At 60.7% G+C, this 19,655-nt stretch carries 25 protein-coding genes and 1 pseudogene; all 26 read right to left on the reverse strand.

What is annotated here, in order from left to right; translation table 11 throughout:
* Positions 1 to 6: 6 nt before the first annotated feature.
* The gene (locus GF108_RS10245) at positions 7 to 480 is read right to left on the reverse strand and encodes a cytochrome c-type biogenesis protein (RefSeq protein WP_153667862.1); all 474 of its coding nucleotides are present in this window, start codon (positions 478 to 480) and stop codon (positions 7 to 9) included.
* Entirely contained in the window at positions 477 to 2,459 is a 1,983-nt protein-coding gene (locus GF108_RS10250; protein ID WP_153667863.1) for a heme lyase CcmF/NrfE family subunit, read from the reverse strand. The genes GF108_RS10245 and GF108_RS10250 overlap by 4 nt, the downstream gene beginning before the upstream one ends.
* Positions 2,456 to 2,902 carry a cytochrome c maturation protein CcmE gene (gene ccmE / locus GF108_RS10255; RefSeq protein ID WP_027229939.1) on the reverse strand — a complete coding sequence of 149 codons (447 nt, stop codon included), beginning with the start codon at positions 2,900 to 2,902 and terminating at the stop codon, positions 2,456 to 2,458. The genes GF108_RS10250 and ccmE overlap by 4 nt, the downstream gene beginning before the upstream one ends.
* Positions 2,902 to 4,083 carry a c-type cytochrome biogenesis protein CcmI gene (ccmI, locus tag GF108_RS10260; RefSeq protein WP_172982611.1) on the reverse strand — a complete coding sequence of 394 codons (1,182 nt, stop codon included), beginning with the start codon at positions 4,081 to 4,083 and terminating at the stop codon, positions 2,902 to 2,904. Before ccmI ends, ccmE begins: the two co-directional genes overlap by 1 nt.
* Before the next feature lie 80 nt (positions 4,084 to 4,163).
* Positions 4,164 to 4,592, reverse strand: coding sequence for a hypothetical protein (locus GF108_RS10265; RefSeq protein WP_153668250.1), 429 nt, complete (start codon positions 4,590 to 4,592; stop codon positions 4,164 to 4,166).
* 81 nt (positions 4,593 to 4,673) lie between these two features.
* The gene (locus GF108_RS10270) at positions 4,674 to 5,975 is read right to left on the reverse strand and encodes a sensor histidine kinase (protein WP_370462153.1); all 1,302 of its coding nucleotides are present in this window, start codon (positions 5,973 to 5,975) and stop codon (positions 4,674 to 4,676) included.
* Positions 5,976 to 6,120: 145 nt separating this feature from the next.
* Complete coding sequence (locus GF108_RS10275; protein ID WP_153667865.1) at positions 6,121 to 6,792, reverse strand: response regulator transcription factor; 672 nt, start codon at positions 6,790 to 6,792, stop codon at positions 6,121 to 6,123.
* Positions 6,793 to 6,814: 22 nt separating this feature from the next.
* Complete coding sequence (locus GF108_RS10280) at positions 6,815 to 7,069, reverse strand: hypothetical protein (protein WP_036813231.1); 255 nt, start codon at positions 7,067 to 7,069, stop codon at positions 6,815 to 6,817.
* An 89-nt stretch (positions 7,070 to 7,158) separates the two neighbouring features.
* Positions 7,159 to 7,377, reverse strand: coding sequence for a hypothetical protein (locus GF108_RS10285; protein WP_153667866.1), 219 nt, complete (start codon positions 7,375 to 7,377; stop codon positions 7,159 to 7,161).
* Positions 7,378 to 7,402: 25 nt separating this feature from the next.
* Positions 7,403 to 10,843 carry a glycoside hydrolase/phage tail family protein gene (locus tag GF108_RS10290; RefSeq protein WP_246663903.1) on the reverse strand — a complete coding sequence of 1,147 codons (3,441 nt, stop codon included), beginning with the start codon at positions 10,841 to 10,843 and terminating at the stop codon, positions 7,403 to 7,405.
* Positions 10,798 to 11,247 carry a hypothetical protein gene (locus GF108_RS22390; protein WP_246663904.1) on the reverse strand — a complete coding sequence of 150 codons (450 nt, stop codon included), beginning with the start codon at positions 11,245 to 11,247 and terminating at the stop codon, positions 10,798 to 10,800. The genes GF108_RS10290 and GF108_RS22390 overlap by 46 nt, the downstream gene beginning before the upstream one ends.
* 13 nt (positions 11,248 to 11,260) lie before the next feature.
* Positions 11,261 to 11,701 carry an NlpC/P60 family protein gene (locus tag GF108_RS10295; protein ID WP_153667867.1) on the reverse strand — a complete coding sequence of 147 codons (441 nt, stop codon included), beginning with the start codon at positions 11,699 to 11,701 and terminating at the stop codon, positions 11,261 to 11,263.
* Positions 11,698 to 12,564, reverse strand: coding sequence for a DUF2163 domain-containing protein (locus GF108_RS10300; protein ID WP_153667868.1), 867 nt, complete (start codon positions 12,562 to 12,564; stop codon positions 11,698 to 11,700). Before GF108_RS10300 ends, GF108_RS10295 begins: the two co-directional genes overlap by 4 nt.
* Positions 12,561 to 13,187: a DUF2460 domain-containing protein gene (locus GF108_RS10305; RefSeq protein ID WP_153667869.1), complete on the reverse strand. Its 627-nt coding sequence runs from the start codon at positions 13,185 to 13,187 to the stop codon at positions 12,561 to 12,563. Before GF108_RS10305 ends, GF108_RS10300 begins: the two co-directional genes overlap by 4 nt.
* Positions 13,188 to 13,199: 12 nt before the next feature.
* Positions 13,200 to 13,748, reverse strand: a pseudogene (locus GF108_RS10310) (phage tail tape measure protein).
* Complete coding sequence (locus tag GF108_RS10315) at positions 13,749 to 13,964, reverse strand: rcc01693 family protein (RefSeq protein ID WP_255453100.1); 216 nt, start codon at positions 13,962 to 13,964, stop codon at positions 13,749 to 13,751.
* Positions 13,961 to 14,299: a gene transfer agent family protein gene (locus GF108_RS10320; protein WP_153667871.1), complete on the reverse strand. Its 339-nt coding sequence runs from the start codon at positions 14,297 to 14,299 to the stop codon at positions 13,961 to 13,963. Before GF108_RS10320 ends, GF108_RS10315 begins: the two co-directional genes overlap by 4 nt.
* On the reverse strand, positions 14,292 to 14,711 hold the full coding sequence (locus tag GF108_RS10325) for a phage major tail protein, TP901-1 family (RefSeq protein WP_153667872.1): 420 nt from the start codon (positions 14,709 to 14,711) through the stop codon (positions 14,292 to 14,294). The genes GF108_RS10320 and GF108_RS10325 overlap by 8 nt, the downstream gene beginning before the upstream one ends.
* A 13-nt stretch (positions 14,712 to 14,724) precedes the next feature.
* Entirely contained in the window at positions 14,725 to 15,132 is a 408-nt protein-coding gene (locus tag GF108_RS10330) for a DUF3168 domain-containing protein (protein WP_153667873.1), read from the reverse strand.
* Positions 15,129 to 15,278 (reverse strand): hypothetical protein, encoded by a 150-nt coding sequence (locus GF108_RS10335; RefSeq protein ID WP_153667874.1) that lies wholly within the window; start codon positions 15,276 to 15,278, stop codon positions 15,129 to 15,131. Before GF108_RS10335 ends, GF108_RS10330 begins: the two co-directional genes overlap by 4 nt.
* Complete coding sequence (locus GF108_RS10340; RefSeq protein ID WP_153667875.1) at positions 15,275 to 15,610, reverse strand: phage head closure protein; 336 nt, start codon at positions 15,608 to 15,610, stop codon at positions 15,275 to 15,277. The genes GF108_RS10335 and GF108_RS10340 overlap by 4 nt, the downstream gene beginning before the upstream one ends.
* Positions 15,610 to 16,173, reverse strand: a complete 564-nt coding sequence (locus GF108_RS10345; protein ID WP_153667876.1) for a phage head-tail connector protein — start codon at positions 16,171 to 16,173, stop codon at positions 15,610 to 15,612. The genes GF108_RS10340 and GF108_RS10345 overlap by 1 nt, the downstream gene beginning before the upstream one ends.
* Before the next feature lie 80 nt (positions 16,174 to 16,253).
* The gene (locus GF108_RS10350; RefSeq protein WP_153667877.1) at positions 16,254 to 17,501 is read right to left on the reverse strand and encodes a phage major capsid protein; all 1,248 of its coding nucleotides are present in this window, start codon (positions 17,499 to 17,501) and stop codon (positions 16,254 to 16,256) included.
* A gap of 14 nt (positions 17,502 to 17,515) precedes the next feature.
* A complete protein-coding gene (locus GF108_RS10355; protein ID WP_153667878.1) occupies positions 17,516 to 18,088 on the reverse strand; it encodes an HK97 family phage prohead protease in 573 nt (190 codons plus the stop codon).
* Positions 18,078 to 18,446, reverse strand: coding sequence for a DUF6107 family protein (locus tag GF108_RS10360; protein ID WP_091919270.1), 369 nt, complete (start codon positions 18,444 to 18,446; stop codon positions 18,078 to 18,080). Before GF108_RS10360 ends, GF108_RS10355 begins: the two co-directional genes overlap by 11 nt.
* A gap of 2 nt (positions 18,447 to 18,448) precedes the next feature.
* Positions 18,449 to 19,618, reverse strand: coding sequence for a phage portal protein (locus tag GF108_RS10365; protein ID WP_153667879.1), 1,170 nt, complete (start codon positions 19,616 to 19,618; stop codon positions 18,449 to 18,451).
* Between the last annotated feature and the right edge of the window lie 37 nt (positions 19,619 to 19,655).

A 19,655-nucleotide genomic window follows, 5' to 3' on the forward strand; every position in this document is an offset into this window, starting at 1 on the left:
TCCGCCTTATTCCTTCGGAGCGGCGAAGATCTTTTTCAACTCGCGTTTTTCGCCATCCGTAAGCGGCGCGATCTGCGTAGGATTAGCGCGGCGCCGCCGTATCGAAATGAGAATTGCAAATCCTCCGGCAACAAGCGCAGCGATGGGAAAGCCCCAAAGCAGGAGCGTTGAGAACTGCAACCGCGGCTTCAGGAGTACGAACTCGCCATAGCGCGCGACAAGAAAGTCGAGCACCTGCTGGTCGGTATCGCCAGCGACCAGCCGCTCGCGCACCAGCAGCCGCAAGTCCTTGGCAAGATCGGCGTTCGAATCGTCGATCGACTCGTTCTGGCAAACCATGCAGCGCAATTCTGCCGAGATGGTACGCGCACGTTTCTCCAGGGCCGGATTGCTCAACATTTCGTCGGGCGACACCGCCTGCGCCGCGCCAGCCAGGCACAAAGAAATGCCGAGGATAATTAGAACAAGCAGGCGCTTCATGCCGTCGCTCGCGCCTTCGATATCTTCGCTTTCGCGGGAGCACCAATGCGAAGACGCCGGTCGAACAGCGAGAGACAGCCGCCAGCCATCATCGCAACGCCGCCGAGCCAGATCAGAGTGACCAACGGTTTCCACCACACCCTCACAACGACGCCGCCATCCTTAGCCGCATCGCCGAGCGAAACATAGAGCTGGCTGAACCAGAACGTCTTGATGCCCGCCTCCGTCGTCTGCATCTTGCGGACGGGGAAGAAACGCTTTGACGAAAGGAGATCCGTCACCTGCGCACCCGAACTGTTGAGGACGGTGAAGTGACCCTGATCTTCGGTGTAGTTGGACGATTTCACGGACTCGGTCCGATCAAAACGCAACGTATATCCCCCCGCGGCGATGCTATCGCCGGGCTTCATCACGAGAACGCTTTCCGTTGCAAAAGTCGACACCGCCACAATGCCGAGCAGAGTGACGCCGAGACCGAAATGCGCGAGCGTGGTGCCGAAAACCGAACGCGGCAGGCCGACGAGGCGCTGAACGGCAGTGCTTGCAGAGGTCTTGCCGAAACCGGTCTTGAGAACGAGATCGGTAAGCGCGCCAAGCATCAGCCACACTGCGAGACCGATACCAAACGCCGCGAGAACACCGGACGCCGACGTCTGGTAGAGCACGAGACCAACGGCAATGAGCGCGATAAAGAACGCGGCCATCAGTCGTTGCGCCACGGCGAGAATATCTCCGCGCTTCCAGGCAAGAAGCGGTCCGAAGGGCACGGCGGCCAGCAGCGGTAGCATCAGCAGGCCGAAGGTGAGATTGAAGAAGGGCGCACCCACCGAAATCTTCTCGCCGGTCAGCGATTCGAGGAGCAGCGGGTAAAGGGTGCCGATCAGCACGGTTGCCGCTGCCGTTGTCAGGAAGAGGTTGTTGAAGACGAGCGCCCCTTCGCGCGAAATCGGCTGGAACAGGCCGCCGGGTTCCAGTGTCTGCGCCCTCCAGGCGAAGAGAGCCAGCGATCCGCCGATGAAAAGCACAAGGATCGCAAGGATGAACAGGCCGCGTCCCGGATCGGTCGCAAAGGTATGAACCGACGTCAACACGCCGGAGCGAACGAGGAATGTGCCCAGCAATGACAGCGAGAATGTGAGGATCGCGAGCAGTATCGTCCAGATTTTCAGCGCCGAGCGCTTCTCCATGACAAGCGCCGAGTGCAGCAGCGCCGTTCCCGCGAGCCACGGCATGAAGGAGGCGTTCTCGACCGGATCCCAGAACCACCAGCCGCCCCAGCCAAGTTCGTAGTAGGCCCAATAGGAGCCCATGGCGATGCCGCCGGTCAGGAACAGCCAGGCGGTCAGGGCCCATGGGCGCACCCAGCGCGCCCAGGCGGCGTCGATCCGGCCATCGATCAGGGCGGCGACGGCGAAGGAAAAGCAGACCGAGAACCCGACATAGCCGAGATAAAGCATGGGAGGATGAATGGCGAGGCCGATATCCTGCAGGATCGGATTGAGATCCTGGCCTTCAATCGGCGCAGGATTGATGCGCGTGAAGGGGTTGGACGTTGCCACGATAAACAGCAGGAAGGCACTGCCGATCCAGGCTTGCACACCCAGAACGTTGGCTTTGAGCGCAGGCGGCAAATTATTGCCGAAGAAAGCGACGAGTGCGCTGAAGAAGCTGAGGATCAGCACCCAAAGCAGCATGGAGCCTTCGTGGTTGCCCCATACGCCGGTGAATTTGTAGAGCAGCGGCTTTTGCGAATGGGAATTCTCAAAGACGTTCTGCACCGAGAAATCGGAAAGGGCATAGGCTGTCGTCAAGGCAACGAAGGAAAGCGCGATCAGCGCGAAGACTGTGAAGGCGGCGGGAACCGCGACCGCCATCATCCGCTCGTCGTTGCGGCGCGCGCCCAAAACAGGCAGGACCGCCTGCACTATTGACAAGGCAAGGGCGAGTACCAGCGCGAAATGTCCAAGTTCCACTGTCATTGCTGCTTTGCCTCCCCTTGCCAGACACCCTTGGCCTTCAGACTGTCTGCAACCTCCTTGGGCATGTAGTTCTCATCATGCTTGGCGAGGACGCTATCGGCAACGAATGCACCGCCCGGCGTGAACCTGCCCTCGATCACCACCCCCTGGTCCTCTCGGAAGAGGTCCGGCAAAATGCCCTCAAAAGTCACAGGCACGCTTTTGATGTGATCGGTGACGGCGAAACTTACTTTCGCGCCCTCACCGCGTACAACGGTACCCTTTTCGACGAGCCCGCCAAGCCGGAAGCGCGATTCCGATTGCATATCGGTTGCCTGAATATCCGACGGCATGCGAAAGAACGCGATCTTCTGCTGAAGCGCAAACAGCACGAGCGCTGCCGCGACGCCGAGAACGAGGAGCCCGCCGCCGATCACCGAAAGCCGTTTCTGTTTGCGCGTCATCAATTCTTCTCCGGCGTCCCGGGCTCGTCTTCAAGCCCGAGGTCTTTGGCAACCGCATCGAGCTGAGCGACCTTGTCGGCACTCAGAACCAACTTTGCACGCCCAAGCGCTTCAATCGCATCGTTTGGGCGGTTGAGAACCACGTAGGAGCGAACTAGCCGTTCCCAGCCCTCCACATCATCAGGCGATTGTTTCAATTTTTCGGCAAGCCCGGCGACCATCGTTTCGATCATCTCGGCGCGATCCTGGCTGCTCATGCCGGCTGCCGCTTCGACCTGCGAAGCATCGGGGTCCGTCTTTTCGACATTGCTGACGTCGGGCGCATCGCCGGAGATTTCCTGGTCCAACCTGGTCAACGCGGCCTGCGCCTGATCGCGCCATGGAACGTCCGCGGGTGCTTCGACCAAAAGCTTTCTGATCAGATCGCGCGCTTCCGTGAGGCGACCCTGCTGCATCCACCCGTCAATGATGAAGAATTGCGGACGCATGTCCTTTGGATCGAGTTCAAGCGCATGCTTGAAGACGGCCTCCGCCTCAGGCGTGACCTTGCCATCGGCGGCAGCCGTCATCGCCTGCCCGAGGCCCAGTTGCCGCGTCGCGGTGTCGCCATTGAGGCGGATTGCGTTCTGGAACGCGGTTATCGCATCGGCGGGCCGGCCAATGCGCAGATAGATTGGCGCAAGCACCTCCCAGCCCTGCCCGTCGTCCGGGTTAAGCGTGAGATGGGCCTCGGCGCGCGCTATGAGCTCGGCGGGCGTGCTCTGATCCGGCGGGCGCGACAGACGCTCGGCCAGGGGCTGCGCTGGAAGTTCAGGCGAACCCGTCTTCGTATAAATGCCCCAGGAAATCAATGGAATGGCAATTACGGTTGCGAGCGTGAGCCATTCGCGCAACGCGCTTTTCTGCGGGCGAACGCTTGTCCTGTCGACTTCGACAGCCTTTGCAGATTTCAGAAGGCGGCGGCCTATTTCGGCCCGCGCCTGTTCGCTGCTCACATGGTCGATGAGCCCGCGCCGCTCGTCCGCATCAAGTTCGAGCAGCTGATCCCGGTAGACTTCGACATCATATTGACTGTCCGATGCCGATGGCTTGACGCGGCGCGTCAAGGGCAGAAGCACGAGCAACGTCGCGCCCACGGTCAAAATTGCAGCGGATATCCAGAAAACCATGGGTTGAGACATAGACTCCCATCCGCCTAAAATCCAAGGGATTTCGCACATAGGGCATTTCGCCGCAAAACTAAAATGTGATCAGATTGCGGCTATGTAAGCGGTGTCCAGCTGCCGTCTTCGTTCCGGCAAGCCGTCCCGCGCGCTGATTGCGGCGTGCCGTCTATCCTCACGGTATGCGTGTACTGGCGGCAATTTTGCGATCCTACCTGGTAGGGCTGCGCGGCAACGACCTCCCCGGAGCGAGTGCCACTGCTGTTCTTCCACTCGACAGTCTTGCCGGCGGGAGAATACTCCAATGCCTGGTATTCGGCTTGCAGGGCGCGCTTGCGATCGGAGGCATCAAGCGACGCATTTCCGACCAGCCCATTGCCGAGGGCTGCAATCACGCCGGAGGCCGGCGCCTTTGCGCCTCCAGTGAGGCCGCTGATCGTTCCGCCGCCACTTTTCGATGCTGAGGTCGTCGAGCAGCCGGCGAGGAGTGCGACCGCTAGGAGGGAAATGGCAATCTCGAGTTTCATCATCTGTCCGTCTACAAATACATCAAATACATGGGCAGCAATAGTTTATGGCCTGATTGAGCGCCGTCTTGCAAGCCTCATTCAGGTTCCGGCGACGGGCAGTGTCAAACGGGCGCTCAAGCCGCCAAGATCGGCACTGCGTTCCAGCCGAAGCGTGCCGCCGTATTCACGCACGGTGTCGTGGACGATGGAAAGCCCAAGACCGGTGCCGGGCTTGCTCTCGTCAAGACGTTTGCCTCGCATTAGGGCATCTTTGATCTGTTCGGGCGCCAGCCCCGATCCATCGTCATCGACGCTGATCTCGAATCCGGCATCTACCTGGCTGAGCCTGAGCCTGATGACGCTATTTCCCCATTTGCCGGCATTCTCAAGGAGATTGCCGACCATTTCTTCAAGGTCTTCCTGTTCGCCTGCAAAGATGACATCGTCCATGTAATTGTCGAAGCGCACCTCCTTGACGGGATTTAGCTTCGCAGTTACGCGCACCAACCGTTCAAGGATCGGTGTCACCGGCGCTCGAAACACCACGCTGTCGCGCTGCGCCGCGACGCGGGCGCGTTGCAGATAGTGCTGGACCTGTACCTGCATAGCCGCACTCTGTTCGGCGATGAGGCGCCCCTCGGTGCCGCCGATCGTGCGGCTTTCATTGACAAGGACCGAAAGCGGCGTCTTCAGCGAATGGGCGAGGTTTCCGACCTGGGTTCGCGACCGTTCCATGATGCGACGATTGTTGTCGATCAACGCATTCATCTCGCGGGCAAGCGGCGCAATCTCATCGGGCAGGTTCTCATTGAGGCGTGTTACCTTGCCTTCGCGGATGTCCGTAAGGCTCCTTCGTACACGGTCGAGGGGTCTCAGGCCGAAAAGTATGACGGCAGCGTTGATCAGCGTGCCGCCCAAACCAAAGATCCCGAGGTAAAAATACAGCGTATGGCGAAAATTGGCGATTTCGCCTTCGACTTCGCTGAGATTTCCCATGACCCGGAAGCGGGCGACACGGTTCTCCGCGTCGAGGACGACCTCCGTTTCGACAACAGAGAGCTGCTGCCCATTTGGCCCTTCCTCCGTGTATGAGCGCTGGAACGAGGTGTCGAAGGGAACGAGGAGCGTGGATGGCGAGTCGATGCTCTTGTCGCCAAGCGAAATGGAGCGGAGCGAGCCCTTGAGATTGTCACCCACCGGCTCGACCGACCAGTACCAGCCCGACATCGGGCTCGAATAGCGCACTTCTCCAGGGTCGGGACGGCCTGCAAGTGCGCCGTCATTGACGCTGACCGACGCGATGACGCTGAAGAGATGGGCCGAAAGCAATTGCTTGAAGCTTTGCAGGCGCGCCTCGCCATAGAGCGCCGAGATGATCGTGGCGATCGCAAAAAACGAAATGATGGTCCAGAGCGTCGACAGGGTGATGACGCGCAGAGAAAGCGAACGAAGGCTGGGAAGATAGCTGCTCAGGCGGATGTTCACGCGTCGCCCTTTGTCCTTGTGGTGATCGAAAGGTGGTCAGCAGCCGGCAGGCGGGACACAATCAGGACTTGCTGTCCTGCGATTTGATCCGGTAGCCCATGCCGCGTATCGTTTCGATCAGATCCATGCCCATCTTCTTGCGCAGACGTCCAACAAAGACTTCGATCGTATTGGAATCGCGGTCAAAATCCTGGTCGTAAAGATGCTCGACGAGTTCGGTGCGCGAGACCACTTCGTCCATATGATGCATCAGGTAAGATAGAAGGCGAAACTCGTGCGAGGTCAATTTCAGCTGCGTGCCGTTGACCGTCGCTTTCGATGTCTTCGTGTCCAGCCGCAACGGTCCGCATGTAATCTCTGACGAAGCATGTCCTGCAGCGCGGCGGATAAGGGCACGCAGGCGCGCTAGAACTTCCTCGATGTGAAAGGGCTTCGCCACATAATCGTCCGCCCCGGCATCGATACCGGCAACCTTGTCGCTCCAGCGATCGCGCGCAGTTAGCAACAGGACCGGCATGCTGCGGCTGTCCCGCCGCCACTTTTCTAGAACCGTCAGGCCGTCCATCTGCGGCAGACCGATATCCAGCACTACCGCATCATAGGGCTCCGTATCCCCCAGGAAGTGCCCCTCCTCGCCGTCAAAAGCCTTGTCGACCACATAGCCGGCCTCGGTCAGCGCTTCGACCAATTGGCGATTGAGGTCACGATCATCTTCGACGACGAGTATTCTCATCCATTGTTTCCCAAGCGCAAACTCAGTTTGCCGGTACGGCCACTTCGACGCGGCGTGGCCGTTCGCCATCCCGGCCCGGAATGAGCACCACGACCACGCAAACTTCCTTGCCGTTCTGCACAACGGACGTGGCGCGCGCAAGGGTGCCGCCTTGCGAGTCCGCGACCTGTTGGCCGACAGACGAACAATCCGCGGCTTGGGCGCTGCCGGCCCCGAGGACGCCAGCGACCGATATAAGGCCCGCAAGGGGCAGGGAGAAAATCAGGTGTTTCATCATGGCGTTATTAGTATCGCTTGGTGTCTGAACGATGCATGAACAGTTGGGATGCAAAGGGCAGGATTGCCACTACGTCACGCCTTTTAACACTATATTTCTTTACGTGAAATGAGCGACGTCGCACTTATGCGGCCAAATAGCGCTGCGATTCCGCTGAGCGCGGTCATGAACTGTACGATGGTCTCGGTAAGCTCGGCCGGTTGGATATGGTCAACGGAAATGTTGAAGAAGCCCGAGCAGGACAGCAAAACCGTAACGATCGATGCCCAGATCGTCTTCGAAAGGTACCAGGGTTTTTCATTGGTCATAATCAAATCCCTTTTAAAAATGGCTTTATTTCAATAGTTTATGGCGAATTGCCAGATGAGCCTGCCGGCTGGGTCCCGTGACGGCCGAAATCATCGCGACGTAGAAGTCAAAGTCCGTATCAGGATTGCCCAAGTCGTCCCGGCGCTGCGGCAAGCCATAAAGCCAGCTCGGACCAGCCACCTCCACGGAACGCACCACGCGCTCGCCAAGGCGAATCTCGATGCGGTAGGCCTCACGCTCCTCGCCGAGTGGTATGTCGGCGGCAAGCCAACTGTCTGCATCGATTCGGCCGCGCCTGATCCAGCGGAACCGCAAATCGCCATTGGCCTCAACGCTTGCTTGGAGGTGCACCGGCTCAAGCGGCTGCAGAGCGCGCAGACCCGCCGTCGCCGCGACGGTCGAATAGAATTGGTCGGTAAAGTCCTCGCCGGACGCTCCGATGCGCCAATTCAGGGTAAGCCCCGCCTCCTGCGGTTTCAGTCCTATGGGCGCGACGGCACGGTCGAGCAGGATCAACGTCGTTCCTGCCGGCCTTGCCTCACGCGCTTCCCGCTCTGTTCCGCACTGCCCACGCAACAGCCCGGACAGCCGCCAGCGATCGCTCTCAACCTCTTCGGCGTTCTGAAACTGCAGCATTTCCCAATGGCCGTCTGCGGTCGCAAGCAAAGCAGTGTTGCCGCCGTTGAGCATTTGCGAAAAGGAAATTGACCGCAGTTCGCTGGTGTGGAGATGAACTTCGAGAAACTGGCCGTAAATGAGCCGTCCGCTTGCGCCAATGCCGGCGAAAGGAAGAGCAAGTTCGCCCATTATGGCCTGATCTGTCAGCTTCGTCCGGGCTTCGAAGCCCGACATTTCCGGTGAAGCGAAGGCGCTGACCCCACGCCAGGGTTTGGCGAGAGCCGCAATCCGGAATTGATCCGCAGGCTTTTCAATCCCAGGCCACATCGGCAGATCGATGAGTTCGAAATGCGGCTTCCCGACGATCATGACGCTACCGGCAACGGGGGCCGCAGGAAGGTCTGCCTTGGCGGGGTAGTGTACGTGGCGCGACATCGCCCTCGCGGCAACGCGGCGTGTTCCGCCATCCTCGATGGAGGTGACCACGAAAACCGATGCGGCATTCTCACCGGGGAGCCTGATCTTATCGCCGGGTTTGAGCGCCGCGTGTTTCCAAGGGAGTTCGCACACGAGCGAACGGCGTGCGGCGCGGCGCGCTTGCAGCCGTTCCTCGGCCAGCGAAACGGCCTGTCCCTCGTCGATCATTCCTGCAAAGGTGAGGTTTTCCGTGCCTTTGCCATCTGGCCGTTCGGCGAAGGCCACTGCCCCCTGAAAGTCGAGCAAGGGGTCGCGATAGGCAATTTCGACGCGTGACGGCTGGTCCATCAACTCGTCCAACCGCCATTTGACCGGGCCGGAATCCTCCTGTTCCACTATCTCGTCGATCAGAGCCGCCTCGCCGCTGAGCCGCGAACTGCTTCTGAAGATAAGCCGCCCGCCATCCTCGAAGGCGTCGATTCCAAAAAGCGTCAACAACGGCTCGATCGCCGCCCGCACGCTTGTGGGCTCATCAATGACGTAGCCACTGACGAAGCCGTCGACGGCGCTTGTGTCGAAATTTGTTGCCCCAAAATCGCTGAGGATCGCCGACAGGAGCTCGTCCAGCGCCGCGCCGGAGAGCCGTCCGTTCAACCAGTGACCGGTGGTCCAGTTGCCTCCGTCTGCCCACAGCTTGCGATTGAGTGGGAATTCCGGAAACGGCCGCGTGTCCCAGGCCCAGACATAGAGGCGGTCCTTGTCCAGCATCTGGCCATCGCCGCCCGCAATCCAATGACTGAAGTGCGCGCGCAAATAGCGGTTCTGGGCAAGATCATTGCGCCCGTGGTCCGAGAAATAGGGAAATGCGCCTTCAGAAGATTTCATGTCCGGAAAGACATTCGGCTGGTTCGGCCCCTTGTCGGTCGCCGGACATCCAAGCTCCGTAAGCCAGACCGGCTTCATCATCGGCCGCCAGGCGGTCGGCGTGGCGCTTTCAACCCCGCCGATGCGGTTGAAATGCAGGTTCTGCCACCAGCTCGGAATGTCCTTGTAGCGATAGATCCATGGCTTGCCTCGCCCATCGGTGATCGGCGTCCGCTTTCGCGTCGTCCGGTCGGCGCTGGATGCATAGTACCAATCAAACCCTTCACCGGAAGCAATCTGCGATCGCAGGGCGGCGACATCGTAAGGTGCCGCGAAGCCGTCCGGCCCTGGAACGCTATGGTCCTCGTCGCGCCAATCGCTGAGCGGCATATAATTATCTATGCCAACGGCATTGATGTCGGGATGCGCCCAAAGTGAATCGAGATGGAAATAGACATCGCCGGACCCGTCCTGCGGATGGTGGCTGAAATACTCGGTCCAGTCGGCGGCATAGGTCAGTTTGCAGCCGGCGCCGACCACCTTACGGACATCGGAAGCGAGTTGACGCAGCCCGTCGACAAACGGAAAGCCGTTCGACTGGTCCCTGACGATGGTCAGTCCGCACAACTCCGAGCCGATGAGGAAGGCGTCGACGCCGCCCGCCAGTTGAGCGAGATGCGCCATGTGCAATATCATGCGGCGATAACCCCAATCGTCGGCATCTCCCTTGAACTCGACCTGCCCCTTCTTGACGCTGAAGTCTTTTGCCTTGCCGAGAAATGCCGCGATCTGAGCCGCCGCGTTGGCCGTCCGATTGGCGCTGGCCGGCCGCAAGGGCGCCGGGTGGCAGGTGATGCGGCCTCGCCAAGGAAAGGTCGCTTGACGGCTGCCCCCGTAGGGATCGGGCAACTGGTTACTGTCTAGAATATCAAGCATGATGAAGGGGTAGAGCGTCACCCCGAGCCCCCTCGCCTTCGCATCCATGATCGCGGCCACTACGCTCGCATCGGACGGCGTGCCGCCATAGGCCGCGCCCTCGGCGGTCCGCGAGATCAGATGAGCGTCGGATCGAGCGATGCCGCCGGCGCCCCAGGGTTTGCTCTCACCACGCGCCTTTCGCTCCATCACGCCCGGCTTGATCCGGCACTCACCGGCGCGCAGGTCCGTCCCGAACCACGGCACCACGATCGCGACATGCTTCAGCGAGGGGCAAAGCGCCTGTAGCTCGTCCATCGAGGCCTGCCAGTCACTCTGCGCGCGCAGGCAATTGCGATTGAGCGATCGCGTCTCGCCCTTGCTCGGCTCGTCTGTCACAAGTTGCGGCGATAATCCGAACTCGGTCGCGCCAGGTATCAAGGCAACTGCCGGCAGATCACGAGCAGCAGCACCAACGGCGCGCACCACCTCAAACTGAAATTGCGGAATACGCCCGCCAAACTCATCGACAGGCATGCGCTCGAAGACCACATAGGCCGTGCCGCGATAAGCGGGAGCGTTGCCGGCTCCCTGCTTGGCTTCGATCAAGGGATCGGGCGGTTGGGTCTCGCTGCCCTTGTACACCCGCATCGTGCATTCGTCTGGTTGAATTCCTTGCCGTCGGCCCACATGCGGCGGATCAGGCTGATGTCGCCACTGGCCACAGCAATGGCAAAATTGGCGAAATAGGAATATTCCGTGACTTTCGGCCCGCCCTTGGAGCCGCGCCGATCGCTCTTGACCTCTTCGAAACGCGTCGCCCAGATCAGGGTGCCAGGCAGACGCGCGGTTCCGTAGAGACGCGGCAGGCCGGCACCTTCTTCTGCAACGGTCGGTCGCATCGACGACATCCGCCCTGTCTCGACGCGCTCACCAAACAGGGCCTGATCGATGAGGTAGCCACCGAGCGAGGCGGCCGCGGTCCCGATTGCCGCTGCCACCGTACCCTGGCCCAGCAGCCATCCCGCCGCAGTTGTCAGAACAATTGTTGCCATTTAGTTGAATCTTTCAGCAATCTTCTGCCGGTTCAGGAAATGCGAATGCGCCGGCAACCCGGCGGCGCCATTGCGGCACAAGGGCCGATTCCAGTACCGCATGTCCTTCATAGGCGTGGATGAAGCGCTCAGGACCGGACAGGATACCGAGATGCTTCGCAGCGACATTGTCGCGCCAGCGAAAAACGAGCAGATCGCCGGTGCCTGCTTCGCAAGGGGGCTTTTCGATCATGTGCCGCTGCGCGGCTTCAAGCAGCGGATCGCCACCGCCCGCCTCTGCCCAATCCGCCGAATAGGGTGAGATTGCTTGCGGCTCGCTGCCATATAGCGCACGCCAGATGCCGCGTACGAGGCCAAGGCAGTCGCACCCGACCTGGCAACGTGATCCAGCATGGCGATAGGGTGTGCCGATCCAGCGGCGCGCTTCGGCAACAGCAAGGTCAGCAGCCGTCATGGTACCAATGGTCCGCCATCAAAATTGCCCTTGCCGTCGGCGTAATTGTAGGCGGCATCGTTCCCCGGCAGATGCGGGAAGCCGCGAAAGTTGGCGCTGTTGCCAAACTTCGCCTTGCATTGGGCAAAACTCTTGTCGCATCCCGGCAAAAGTTCGAAACGGTCGCCGACCTTCGGATCCGGAAACTGCGCGTCGCGCAGGCCGAGCCGTGTTCCGCCGCCATATTGCCCGCTGCTTAGAACAACATTTGGCGTGCCGTTCATCCAAGTGAGCGCTCCATTGTCAAACCACTGGCCAGTTGGCGGCTGCAAACCCGAGACCACGATTTCGCGATCGGATAAAATCTGGATGACCACGCCGGCCTGTTTAGCCGCATCGTAGCCGCAACGACGGTCTCCGAGTTGGGCGTCGCATCGACGCGTGACGCGCCTGCCGCTGATCTTATCGAGGTCGGCGGCACTGCTTTTCAGTTCCGCCACGAAACGCCCGCCGGAGCGGGTAATCGCGCCAATCCGAGAACTTCGCAGAAGGGTGCACTGGTCGGAAGCGCTCCAGTTAACGAGCCAGGTTTCTATCACCGCCAGATCGAATGCCCCGCGTTCGATGTCCGCATCCGCGATTCTCAAGGACGAAAGCGCGCCCTCCACTTCCGCGCTGTCGACGCTGAGCCCCAATGAGGTCGTCGCCTCGCTGCCGCTGAGGCCCGTCTGGGGCTCGCAGGCAACGCCCGCGACGGAGAGTGTCCGGTCGTGATCTGTAAAGCCGAAGACTGCTGCGTCACGTCGGCGGATAATCCAGCAGAAACAATGGGTTGTAACCTCACCTGCAAGATGTGATTCCAGCAATGGCGAAAGTTGCGTCATGCCTTCACCTCAATGATCGGTATGGATGGAATTTCGCCCGCCTTGAATGATCTCAGGCTGATCGCCAGCCGATCCGTATCGAAGCGGGCCGGCACGTCGAAGCCGAAACCGGTGGTGATGCTTGCTCCCGCAGGCGGGACGTTTCCCTGCTGGAAACTGACGCGTCCGCTCATAGTATCGACGGCGAAATCGCCGCTACTTCGCTCTACCCCATTGACCGCCACGCGTACGCTGCCGGGCTCTGGCCTGGTGATGGGCCTCGCATATTCACCGTATCGCTTGGTCAACTGGAATATGGCGTTAACGCCATCGCCATGCCCAAGCCACTGATCGGCAGGCGAAACCGACTGTCCAGCTTTGCACGACAAATGATCGAAAGGATCGCGGAACCGGAAAGCGTAGAGCGAGCCGCGGCGCGCCTCGAAAAATGTCATTACGCTTTCGAGATCGGTGAGCGACCGAATGCCGGTGCCCGCATCATAGTGACGCCGCGATTGGGCCCAGCGAGCATTGCGCTGTTCGAGACCGGAGGTGAGCGGAACGATCTCATTGCGCCATTCGGGGCCGCCGGTCGCGCCGAACGACACGCCGGTTGGAAAACGCACGTCATGGAAACCAGTCATGGTTGATCGCCTTTAAAGGGTTCGCGCCCCGCGTTGAACTGCACGCGCCAGCATGCCGGTCATCTGCGCTTCCGATTTGCGGAAGGAGGCGGCATCCGGCGTCGTCACATTGAAGGTGACATGGACCGGTGCGCCGCCACCCTGGGATACGACGCCAAGCTTGCCGTCGGCACCGCGCGCGAGCGGCATGATGGCCTCGGCGCCGGCTTCGCCCATCAATCCCAATGCACCGCCATCGTTGAAGTAAGTAGGACTGTTGACGACGCCGCCCTTCGCATGCGGCTTTGCACCCTGGAGACCGTTGAACAGCCCTTCAAATCAGCCGGATGCCATTTTTTGCAAGGGCGCAAGACCGGCGCCGAGGGCCATGTTGGCAAGGCTCATTCCAAGGTTGCGCAAGACATCCTCAAAACTCCTGCCGCTGACGGCCGCACCCTTCAGCGCGTCGCTTATGGTGCGGCCGAATTGCTTCGACCTCGCTTCAAGGTTGGTGAGAACGTTTTCGACGGACTTCCCATCGGCCGTAATTTTCAGCGGCACGGCAAATTCTTCGGTGGTCATTCATTGCTCCACATCATCGGGAAACCTGCGCATAAGTTGTTCAATTTCGGATCGTGTAGGTGCCAGGAGCGCACGCGGCCGCGCGAAGGCGGCGTTGAGCTCGCGCAAAGTCATGGCCCAGAACGCCGATGGCACGAGCCGCAGCAGGCCCAATCCCGCTTTCATGATGGCGTCCCACGGAAAGGCGTCGACTGGCTGATCTGCTGCGGCTTTCAAGGGTTTGGCGGCACTTGCTCCGATTTTGAATCACCGAAGGTCGCGCTCAGGAGTTCGCTCACGATGGTTGCAAAGCCGGCGGCTGCGCCCTCCGTGCGCATCAGGGCCACTGCCTCCGGCCCTACATCGTTCCCGCCGCCTCTAAGTCCAGCAGCGATGATCTTTATGAGATCGCCGGCAGAAAGCGCGCCGTCGGCAAAGCGTCTGAGCAATGCGCCAAGATCCTGCGCCCCAAAGGCGTCCTCGAGTTCGGCAAGGGCGCCAAGCGTCAGGCAAAGCGTGAAGTCGCGTCCGTCGAGATTGGCGCTGATCTCACCACGGCGGCGGTTAGGCATGGGTCGCCTCCGTGAATTCTACCGGCCCCGCGGATTCCAGCGCGATTTCGAAGGTCACCTCGCCGTCATGCGCTCCACCATATTCGAGCGCCATGATCTGGAACAATCCGCGCAGGATGCCGAAATCCGGCAGGACGACCTGCCAATTGGCGATGGTGCCGTCGAAGAAGGCTTGGCGGATGAGCGCGTCGGATTGTGCATCCTTGAACAGCCCGGATCCGCCGATCGAGGCGCGCTGCACACCGCTTCCGCCGAGCAGTTCGCGCCAGCGGCCGATGGCGTCGGCATCCGTCACGTCGACGGCTTCGGCGTTGAAGGCGATTCGCTTGGAGCGCATGCCGGCAACGGTCATATAGCTGCCGGCGGCATTGGCGATCTTCAACAGAATGTCTTTGCCTCTCTGGGCACCCATCTCGTGTCCTTTCCTATGGCTGTTCTTCGGTGACGGCGCGGTAGCGGAGCACACCGAGGTAGCCGTCTCGATTGTCTTCGGGCCGCGCCAGCGACGATTGCGGAATCAGGTTGATCAGCCGGTGGCCGGTGAGCGTCAGTTGCGCCCCGGTTAAAAGCTGATCCATTGCATGCATGATCTGCATCACGGATTTGCGGCCGCTCGCGCGATCCCAGACATTCAGCGTGAAGAGATGTTCGCTGCCACGCTCGCTCGCCGTGCTCCAGTCGTAAGTCGTCGAAGTGCCAAGCGTCACATAGGGAAATTCCGCCTGCGCCGGCACGCGGTCGTAGACACGGGTATCGATCAAGTTTTTCAGCGACGCATCTGACGTCAAGAGTATTAGAACCGCCTTCTGGAGTTCCAGTCCGGCGCTCGTCATCGCTTCGGCTCCGGCTTGGGCTGGCCTGAGACGCGCGCCGGTGTCTCGGGCTTCGGTGCTGCGATTTCCTTCTCGGATAAAGCGATAGCTTGCCAGCGCAGGGTCCTTATGAGATCGGCGACCGTCAATTCCATGGTGATTTTCATTGGACCTCCTCGCGCACGCGGCAGACAAGATAGCGGCCGCTCTCATCGGGATCGTGCAGTGTCAGAATCTGGAAAATGCGGTTGCCTTTGCGCAGGCGCATGGCGCTCGTGATATCGCGGCGCATGCGCAGGGTTATGCGATGGGTCGCCTCGGGCAGCGCCTGTTCGCCCAGCCAGCGCACCCCTGCGTCTATGGGTTCGACCTGCGTCCAAAGTGTTCCGATTTCGGCCCAGGCGACGACAAGGCTGCCGGTATCGTCGGCGTCGTACCGGGGCTCCTCCAGCGACAGTTCCTGTGACAATCGTCCAGGATCGATGAACAGCGTCGGCATCAAAGGGATATCCTGCGCCAAAGGCCGACCGTCCGCTCGAAGGCTGGCGGATAGGAGACTGGCTGCAGCGAGGCATCGAAGACGCCGCGAAACTCATACCAGTGCGCGACAAGGGTCATGATTGCGTGGCGTAAGGTATCGGGGACGTCCGTGCCTGCCTCTCCGAAACCGGCCTCGAAATCGATCTCAAGGCCGGAGAGCGCCGCATGGCTCGGTGCTGCAAGGTAAAGCCGCGCTGGACGGGTCGAACCGTTCAAGTGAATTGAGTCTTGTGCAAGAGCAACCGGCGACCCGTCGTCCTGGTATGCTGTGACCGAAACAATGGAGCGCAGGGGATATTTGGCAATCTTGATCACACCATGCCTCGGCCAGCGATCGGCATAAAGTCGCCAGGTCTGGGTGACGAGCGCAAGACCGGTCTGCTGTTCCAGCGTTTCACGCGCCGCCTTGATCAGACCCGTCAGGAGCGCGTCCTCGCTGCCATTGTCGAGACGCAAAAACTGGCGCAGTTCCGCCAGTGTCACCGGCTCGAGCGCCGGCGCCGTCAAAATTGCAAGAGTCATGGAAGTGTCCTGATTGGAATCGGTCTTTGGTGCCACGCGGCACTCTTCCGCATGGGTAGAGTGCCGCCGCGCCGGTTTCCTTACGAGGCCGCAAACTTCAGGAGCTTGATCGCTGCAAAATCCTGGACCCCGCCGCCGACGCGCTTGGTCGTATAGAAAAGCACGTAGGGCTTGGCTGAGTAAGGATCGCGGAGAACACGCACGCCCGTGCGATCCACGACCAGATAACCGCGCGCGAAATCGCCAAAGGCGATGGCAAAGCCGCTGCTGGAGATATCCGGCATGTCCTCGGCCTCAGTCAAACCAAAGCCGAGCAGCGACGCCTGCTGGCCCGGTGCGGCAGGCGGTACCCAGAGATAGTTGCCGTCATTATCCTTGAGCTTGCGCACTTCCGCCTGCGTCTTGCGGTTCATCACCCAGTTCGCATTCTGGCGATAGCCGGCCTTTATGGAATAGATCGTATCGAGAAGAATATCGGAGGCGGCGGTCGCCGGAAACTTCGCGGCAACGCCGGTCGCGAGGAAGCCGATCTTGCCCCAGGCCCAGGCATTTTCCGCCACCGTGTCGTAGTTCAGAAACCCGCGCGGCTTGTTGACGCCGTCGCCGGACACGAATGCCTTGCCCTCCTGCTCGGCAAAGGCGGTTTCCACCTCCGCCGAGATCCACTGTTCGACATCGACCGCGCCATCGTCAAGCAGCGACGCAGTCGCCGCCGGCATGGCGTAGAGTTCCATGGTCGGGAACTGCAGCTCCGCCAGCTTGGAGGCATCGGTCTGCGGCCGCGCTTCGGTTTCGCCAACCCAGCCTACTGCCGGCCCCTTGATCGAAAAAGGCTTCTTCAGAAGCGAGCTTGAAACCTGCCGCACCGACGCAAGGTTGCGGATTGGCGAGATCGCGGCCAGCCGTGTACCGATTTCGCGTTCCATCTCCGGGGGCACGAGGTAGCCACCATCAGTGGCGGAGCCGATCGACAGTGCCTTGGCTTCGATCGGGCGCAGACCGCTTTCGTCGCCGCGCCGGACATAATTGTCAAATGCCGTCTTGTGCTCGAGCGAGACCAACGGGTCAAAACCACCATCGAGGTGGGGCCGTGCCCGCTTCAGCAGCATGTGATCGATGACCCGCTTTTGCTCGTCAAGCGCGTCATTGACGCGGTCGAGCTTCTCATTCGTCAGCACGTCCGTGCCGCCCCGGCGCTCGATTTCCGCAAGCCGGTACTCGTTGGTGCTTTTATACTCGTCGAACGAGCGCATGAACGCATCGAAGGAATCGTCCACACTGCTCGCGTTTTTCGTCTCAAGATCAGGCATTGATGTCTGTTGCGTCATCGTTTTTCCTTTGGTCATTGAAATGGCGTTGCGGCTCTGATGTATCTTTCAGCGGCACGAAGCTTGGCCGAGAGGCGCTCCGCTTCGGTATGAGCCTGCCGGGCGAGGCTCTTCACCTGCCCGACGCGGGCCGAGGGCAGCATCGGGAATGTCACCACCGAGATCTCCCAGAGGTCGGCTTCCTGGATATGGCGGATGCCGGCCCTGCCGGATCTGGCGCGCACCGTTCGAAATCCGATCGAAAGGCCATCGATCGCCCCCGTTCGCATCAGTTCGAGGATTTCCCCGGCACGGGCGACTCCCTTGGTCAGCCGGCCCTCGACATAAAGACCGCGGCTGTCTTCCCTTATCTCGGTCCATACCCCAATCGGCTGGTTGGGATCATGCTGCCAGAGCATGCGGATGCCCAGTGCGCCCCGTTCGCGTACCGACTTGGCAAAGGCGCCGGGTTCTATGGCGTCCTTGCCGAGATCGACCTCGCCAAAGAGGCTTGCGTAACCGGAGAAGCTGCCATCAGGCGTAACCTTTTCGATGGAAAGCCCGGCAAATTTCTTCTCGATCACTGGAGATATCGCCTTAGCGTGCATCCGCGATATCCTTTTTGTTTCCATTGCTTGCGTGACAATGCGGAGTTTTCGATTCACCCGTGCGGGCGGCAAGCCGCGCAAACAGGCCGAGCGCCGTCCAGGCCGCGAGACTTGCGGCCGTTGCGCCCATCAGCATCAGTTCGCCGTCGCCGAGCTGACCGCGAATATCGAGTTCCACCGCGATCTTGACGCCTGCAGCGCCGCCGAAAGCGAGCCCGCAGACAATCCCGACGATAAAGCGGATCGCCGCTTCGCTCTTGTCCTTCGGCAACATGTAGGCAAGCGAAACAGCCGATCCTGCCACGGCGCCGACCGCTTTCGCCGCGAGTATCCAGGCGGCGTCCGACCAATGTGTCATCGTCAATCTCCCGAAGTTTTCTGGGTGTAGCCGACGGCCTCGCGCTTCTCCTCGTCGCTGAGGAACGGCGCCGCTGCGATACGTTGCCAGAGGGCGTCGCGCTCCTGTGCCAATCCGTCGACGCGGTCGAGATCAGGTTCGAGCCTGAATTTGCCGCCATAGGCGGGCCCGAGCCAATTGCCGAAAGCCTTTGCCGTTCGCACCACCAGCGGGATGACGCTGAGGCGATAGAATGCGCGGTTGGCTTCCGCATAATTGGCGTAGGTGTTGTCGCCCGGAATGCCCAGCAGCATCGGCGGGATGCCGAAGGCGAGCGCTATGTCACGGCTTGCCGTATTCTTGGCGGCGACAAAGTCCATGTCGCGCGGCGACAGACCCATCGATTTCCAGTCGAGCCCGCCCTCGAGCAGCAGCGGGCGTCCCGCCTTGGCGGCGCCCGTATAACCTTCTTCAAGCTCGGCCTTCAGCCGGTCGAACTGCTCTTCGCTAAGGTGGCTCGTTTCGCCGGGCGCATAGACGAGAGCGCCTGAGGGGCACGCCGAGTTGTCAAGCAGCGCCTTGTTCCAGGTCGCCGAAGCATTGTGGATGTCGAGCGCCATCGACGCCGCTTCGAGCGGCGCAAAGCCGTAATGATCGTCAAGCGGGTGGAACAGTTTCAAATGCAGGCTGCGGCCTTCGCCGAGCGGCACCGTCCGTTTCTGCATGCCGGCACCATAGGTGAGCGCGGTGGGCCAGCCGTGATCGTCCGCGACGATACGCACGCGGTCGGGTCTGAGAAGATAGAGTTCGCTCGCGCCGCTGCCGCTTTCCACCCGCTCCACGTAAGCGTTGCCCGACAGCAGGAGGTGACCATAGAGCTCTTCGAAAAAGCTCGAGCCATCCATCCCGCGATGCGGATCGGCGAGAAGCTGGAGGGCGGGGTGGCGGCTGTCTTCAGCATCTCCTTCATAGAGCAGCCAGGGGATCGAACTTGCGGCTTCGGCGAGATGGCGTACGCAGCGATAGACGACAGCGTTGCGCATGAAGCCTTGCCGCGACAGCCCGCAATAGCCGCTCTGCGACCAACGCGCTTCGCGCTCGAGCTGCAGTGCCACCAGGCCCGGCGCGGATTTACGCTGGAGGTGCGGGTTCTCATTGGTGGCGGCGCGGCGCCACGGCCATTGAATTGCCATTTGATTATTACTCTCCGTCTGACGGATGGAATTGAGG

Source organism: Phyllobacterium sp. SYP-B3895, assembly GCF_009647635.1.
In the GTDB taxonomy this organism is placed as follows: domain Bacteria; phylum Pseudomonadota; class Alphaproteobacteria; order Rhizobiales; family Rhizobiaceae; genus Phyllobacterium; species Phyllobacterium pellucidum.